This is a genomic window from Archangium sp. (assembly GCF_036277355.1).
GTDB lineage: Bacteria > Myxococcota > Myxococcia > Myxococcales > Myxococcaceae > Archangium.
In genome coordinates this window covers 1-5,269 of sequence record NZ_DASUNC010000188.1, presented here as the reverse complement: position 1 = coordinate 5,269, position 5,269 = coordinate 1, and the positions used below count along the sequence as shown (strand labels likewise).

Genomic DNA, 5,269 nt, shown 5'->3' with positions numbered 1-5,269 from the left:
GGGAGTCTTCTCGCTGCGCCGCCCGTACAACTGCCGTAGCGCCTGCTTGAGTCGCACCAGCGTGGAGGCGTGCTCCTCGCGCAGCTGGCCCAACAAGCCCAACAACATCTCAATGGCCTGCTCGCCGTGGCCCTCCGTCAGTCGGGCGAGCGGCCCCCGTCCCAGCCCGTCCCGGTGCTCGGGGGTGCGCCGAGAGGTGTGTGCTGGTCAGTTCCATTCAAACGCGTGGGGACTTACCGTCTCACAAGCGACACCACCATCGACTTCGAAGGCCGACCCTGGAACCACGAGTGCCTGCTGTCCGAAGAACTGCGCGAAGGTGGAGAACTTGTAGCGGGTTCCAGTCGGATACGCCCAGAATTGCTGCCCGGCATTCAGCGTCGGTGACGTGCACGACACGGTCACCGACTTCTCGTTCACCCAACTGTAACTGAGCTGGCTCGTGAGCCATCCGATGGAGATGCCTGCCCCCACGGTGACGGAACTCGACTTGGTTTCAGTCTTTGAGATCGTACACGTACCGCCCCCCGTCACTGCCACGCAATAGGTGATGTAGTCCTCGAACTTGACCTGACTCGTCTCCTTCACGATGTCCCCCACTTCGCGCCCCCAGTTGCTGGACCTCGCGGTCATGCAAGATGGGTCACCGCCGGACTTATCGAAGGTGAACTTGACGAAGACGGAGGACTGCAGCGGGTCATAGGAGGTTGCCGATCGGGAGTACAGGAGTGGAACGTCCTGAATCGTGCCGCTGAGGCCGAGGTCGTGCCATTGCCCATCCTGAATCATTGCGTCCGGGGAATACGCATCCTTTCGGACCAGGGGCCCGAGGCCGACCCGATTGACATAGAAACTCAGATCGACGTTGGCCTTGTTACCGCCGCTTTGGCCGTTCAGTCGCGTAATCCGGTACCGATTGACCGTCGTCGTCCAATCGCCTCCGCTCCCTCTCGGGGTGAACGTGGTTGTCACTTCCATCTCCCCCTTGAAGTTCCCGACCGTGCACGATTGCGCCAACTTCACACTCGTTGTCGCCAGCGGCGTCACAGGTGCCTCCGCCTGTGCCGGTCCCGCTCCAAACAGAGCCGTCAGCAGCCCCACAGACATTACCGCCATCGACGAAGAGCGTTTCTGCTTCGCGCTCGGTCCCACTGAATTCATGAAGATGTTCATGAACTCAACACTCACGCTGTTTTTGAAATATGTCAATGATGCATTTGCTGTGCCTCCAGGTAGGCGATCGACTCGGTTTGGGTGACGTTGGCGTCGGTTCCGGTGTGGGTGCCGTGACCGCATCGACGGTCGCCGAGCCAGTACAGCCCGATGGCGCCGCGTCGCCCGCCTTGGTGTTACCGCGCACGCTTGTTGATGGAGACTTGGACCGGCTGGTTGATAGGCATCAGCGAGGACGCACGGGCGCGCATCACACTCGTCGATGGAGCCCTCGCCGGAGGTGAGCAGTGGGCGCGCACGTCCAGCGAGGGCTGGCCGGGGTGAGGTTCAGCTGGGGGAGAGCTCGGAGGGAGGCGCGACACGCGCCCACTCCTCCCGCATGACGGCGAGGGTGCGGTAGCGGCGCAGGGAGTGCTGGAGCGCCTCCACCTGGGTGAGAGCCGCGGCCAGACACGCCTGGGCGGAGGGCGGATGAGGAGAGTCGGAGAAGTCCTCGGCCTCCAGTTCAGCGTGCGCGGCGGTGAGAGCCGCGGCCGAGGCGGAGAGCGTGGCCTCCAGGGCCGCGAGTACAGCCAGCTCCGGGGCACACAGGACGAGCTCCAGGTGCGTGTCCATGTCAGTCCTCATGCGCGCCGGTGTCGAGGACACGCGCCAGGGTGTCGCGCTCCACCAGCTTCTTCTTCTTGCGAGCGGCCTCGCGCAGCGCGGCGGTGGCCAGGCGGTCCATGTCGCGCAGGGCGCCGCTGGCCGCCTCGTGCAGCATGGCCACGGCGTCGGAGGCGAACAGCTCGCGCTCGCACCCGGCCTTTTCCAGGCGCACGCGCAGGTACTCGGCGGTGTCCTCGGGACACAGGGGGGTGAGGTGCAGGCGGGTGTGCAGCCGGGAGTAGAGGCTGCGATTGTGCCGGCGCGACAGGCGGCCCTCCAGCTCCGGCAGGCCCACCAGCACCAGGCTCAGCAGGGCCTGGGAGTCCCACTGGTAGTTGAGGAGTATGTGCAGGCCCCCTGGTACGTCCTGGTGCAGCAGGTGGGACTCGTCCAGGAGAAACACGGGGTGGGTTCGTTCCTGGCCCAGCTGCTCCACGTGGGTGGCCACGGCGTAGAAGACAGCCGCCGCGGTGGCCGAGGGCTTGAGGCCCAGCGCCAGGCACAGCTGGCGGTAGAAGTCGCGCCGGCCCAGGGTGGCGTTGTGGCAGGAGGTGAGGCGGAAGCCGCCGTGGGGCAGCCGGTGGCGCAGCGCGCGCAGCACGCAGGTTTTTCCCACGCCCGGCTCGCCGGTGAGCACCACGCTCTGGCGCTGACGCAGGGCCTCGCACAGCTCCTCCACCAGCGCGCTCTTGGAGGAGGGCAGCCAGAGGTCGGCGTCGGAAATCTCCTTGGAGAAGGGAGCCAGGGAGAGGCCGAAGTGGGAGAGGTAGGAGGGCGTCATGCCTCACCCCCGTCCTCGCCGGCGGCGTGGGCGGGAGGGCGGCCCACGGCCTTGTCCAGCAGGGCGCGCGGCGGGTCGAAGGCCGTGTGGCGGGGAGCCGTCTCGTCCAGGTGGGGGCGGCGCCTGGGGCGAGAGCGCCGGGAGTTGCGCACCGGGTCCACCGGGTGCAGGGCAATGCGCTGGCCCGCGACTCGGATGATTCCTTGGCTGCTCCGCTTCTCTTTCTCCAATGTCTCCGCGGAGCCCTGGCCCGTGCCGTGCTGCTACACGGTCACGGGCCTCTTTTTCTCCGCGCCCGAATCGGGCCCTCGGAGCGGCACTGCGCCGCGTGGTCCCCGCCCTCCTGGGGCTCGCGCACTACCTCACCCGTCACTCCTTTACCCGAACCTGCTGGGTGATGGGCCGCCCCACTCCCCTACGGCTTCTCCCATCATCCAGTCGGTCCGATTCCGGGCCGATCTCCCTCATCCAGCGTGCTCGGTAACACCTCGCCGGGCCGGACGGCGGGTGGATCAACGGCCCAGGTCCTCCGCGCCAACGGCGCCATGGGCTGACCGCCCGCCTTCATCGCCAGGCCGCCGCCCCAGTCGCTCGGGCAGTGAGTGGCGCCGCCACGAAGTGCCTGACACCATTCCCGGCCATGAATGGGTTGGAGGACGTGGCCATGCGTTTCCGGGCGTGCATCGCACTTCTGCTCTTCGTCTCGGCCTGTACGACGACACCGCCAGCCCCAGGAGAGCCTGCCGTTCAGGACCCGAGGCTCGCCAACCTCCAGCGAGCGGCGAAGCTGCCCTGGACGGACGGGGGGCGTTGCGTTGTCCAGGAGGCATCCCTGCCCTGGCCCGTGCTGGTGGAGCGATGCTTTCAGGCCCTCGACCATGAGCGCATCCGGTTCAACGACCCCACGGGAAGATGCGCGGTTGCCTCCGCGGGGGCGGCTGGCATGGGACTCGGCATCTGCGTGCTGGCGGCACCGGAGATCGTCGTGGGAGCGGTGATCGTCGCGGGCGTGGTCGTGGTGGGCTTTGCCATCAAAGAGGCGCTGGATGCGTATGAGCGGAAATGGGCCGAGCCCGAGACAACAAGGCCCACGCCTGAAACGCGGCCCGTGCCAGAAGTGAAGCCCGCACCTGAGGCCAGGCCCGCTCCGCAACAACCCTCGCCGACGAAAAGGCCCAAGCCGGAGCCAAAAGGGCCGGAGCTCCCTCCTCTGGGGCCTATCGAAACCTCGGAGCGAGAGCGCCGCCCGGAGTGCAAGCCCGTCCCGGTGCCACACCTGGGTGGTAATGACCCGCACAACCAATGCGCCGACAACCTTCCGAACAACACCTTCCCTGGCTGGGATGTGCTCGTGAATGGAAAGAACTTCGACGCGCTGCAACTGGCCACGCGCACGCTGTGGGATGTCAAAACGGACGCCTTCGACAAGCACGAATCGCGATCCCAAGACTTCTTCATCCAAATGAAGCTGCCGGAAATACAACGCGAGAAGAGACTCGCAGAAGAGTGTGGGTATGACTTCGTCGTTGGCGTGCGCAGCAAAGCACATCAACTCGCGCTGGAACGCGCGGACAATACCCTCAGGGCCGTCCTCATGGACTGGTGCTGACATGAATGCCCATTCAAACAAGCTCAGCATCATCATCAACGCCCCCGCACTCGTGAGTGGCGATGAGCGGCCCCTCGCAATCATCCATGGAATGGAGCGTGCTCTTCCAGGGTTGCGACTGGAGTGGACGCTCTCTGAAAAGGGAGACATCGTTGCATTGCCTGACCGCGACGAGTGGCTCGCGGCCAGCAGGACGGATGGCGGGTTTCCGTTCGTTTGCAACGATGACGATGACTGCCCCATGACGCTATTTGGCTTGGAAAACCCAAATGGTCTTTACACGGGGGGCGGGCCGCACTTTGAAGTCCATGGGTCGCTGTACCAGGAAGCAGTCGGCATCACGCAGGCAGAGGATGTGCTGGAGGCGATAGGAGAGGCATCTCGCGGATTCTGGGGGGATGTGACGCCACTCAGCGCGGGCGCCGAGATTTCGCGGCAGACGCGCGATCCACTGCGCAAGCCGGGGCTCCCGCCACGGGGGTTGCCTGCGCTCAGGTTCCCAGACTCCATCCGCGCGCCTGAGATTCCGCATCGCCTGGGGTGGCTGAACTACTGGTCGGCCGCTGCCGCACGCGCCATCGGATTCCCAGACCCGGCCCGCGACACGGAACTGCTTTCGCGCTCCCGACAGACCGTGACGGGCGGATGGGTTGTCAGGCTCACCGATGCGCCGCTCGACCTGGACAACCCCGCGCACCTGGACGCACTCAAACGGGCCTACGCGCGCTTCCCGGAGATCGGCGGGCGCTCCACGCCCTGAGGCTCGGCACGGCTCGCCATGGCCGTGCTCGAGGTTCCAGCTTTGGGCTCACGCGGGCCGAGCGGCAGCCAGGACGGCGAGCGCCGCCTGACGTGGAGAGAAGGTGCAGCACAGGTCGACAGCGCACCTGTACGGTAGGACGCACCGGAAGCACCGGGCAACTCCTGGCTCGAGGGCTCGGCTCCATGCGAACAAGCGTCCCGGGCCCCCGGTGGGCGGAGAGGCCAGCGAGGAGCACGCATGGATGAGAAGAAGAAGCCCGGGACGAGTTGGGAGGAACGGACGCAACTGGGGCCCT

The 5,269-nt window shown here is 66.1% G+C and carries 6 protein-coding genes; 2 read left to right on the top strand and 4 right to left on the bottom strand.

What is annotated here, in order from left to right; genetic code table 11:
- Positions 1 to 207: 207 nt before the first annotated feature.
- The 4 genes from VFZ09_RS46510 to VFZ09_RS46495 form a co-directional block, all read right to left on the bottom strand.
- Positions 208 to 1,173 carry a hypothetical protein gene (locus VFZ09_RS46510; RefSeq protein ID WP_329734292.1) on the bottom strand — a complete coding sequence of 322 codons (966 nt, stop codon included), beginning with the start codon at positions 1,171 to 1,173 and terminating at the stop codon, positions 208 to 210.
- Between the two features lie 327 nt (positions 1,174 to 1,500).
- A complete protein-coding gene (locus VFZ09_RS46505; RefSeq protein WP_329734291.1) occupies positions 1,501 to 1,788 on the bottom strand; it encodes a hypothetical protein in 288 nt (95 codons plus the stop codon).
- 1 nt (position 1,789) lies between these two features.
- A complete protein-coding gene (locus VFZ09_RS46500) occupies positions 1,790 to 2,602 on the bottom strand; it encodes an ExeA family protein (protein ID WP_329734290.1) in 813 nt (270 codons plus the stop codon).
- Complete coding sequence (locus tag VFZ09_RS46495) at positions 2,599 to 2,832, bottom strand: hypothetical protein (RefSeq protein ID WP_329734289.1); 234 nt, start codon at positions 2,830 to 2,832, stop codon at positions 2,599 to 2,601. The genes VFZ09_RS46500 and VFZ09_RS46495 overlap by 4 nt, the downstream gene beginning before the upstream one ends.
- A 713-nt stretch (positions 2,833 to 3,545) precedes the next feature.
- Here VFZ09_RS46495 and VFZ09_RS46490 point away from each other — a divergent pair.
- Positions 3,546 to 4,211 (top strand): DUF6310 domain-containing protein, encoded by a 666-nt coding sequence (locus tag VFZ09_RS46490; RefSeq protein WP_329734288.1) that lies wholly within the window; start codon positions 3,546 to 3,548, stop codon positions 4,209 to 4,211.
- Between the two features lies 1 nt (position 4,212).
- On the top strand, positions 4,213 to 4,971 hold the full coding sequence (locus tag VFZ09_RS46485; RefSeq protein WP_329734287.1) for a DUF5953 family protein: 759 nt from the start codon (positions 4,213 to 4,215) through the stop codon (positions 4,969 to 4,971).
- Positions 4,972 to 5,269 lie beyond the last annotated feature (298 nt).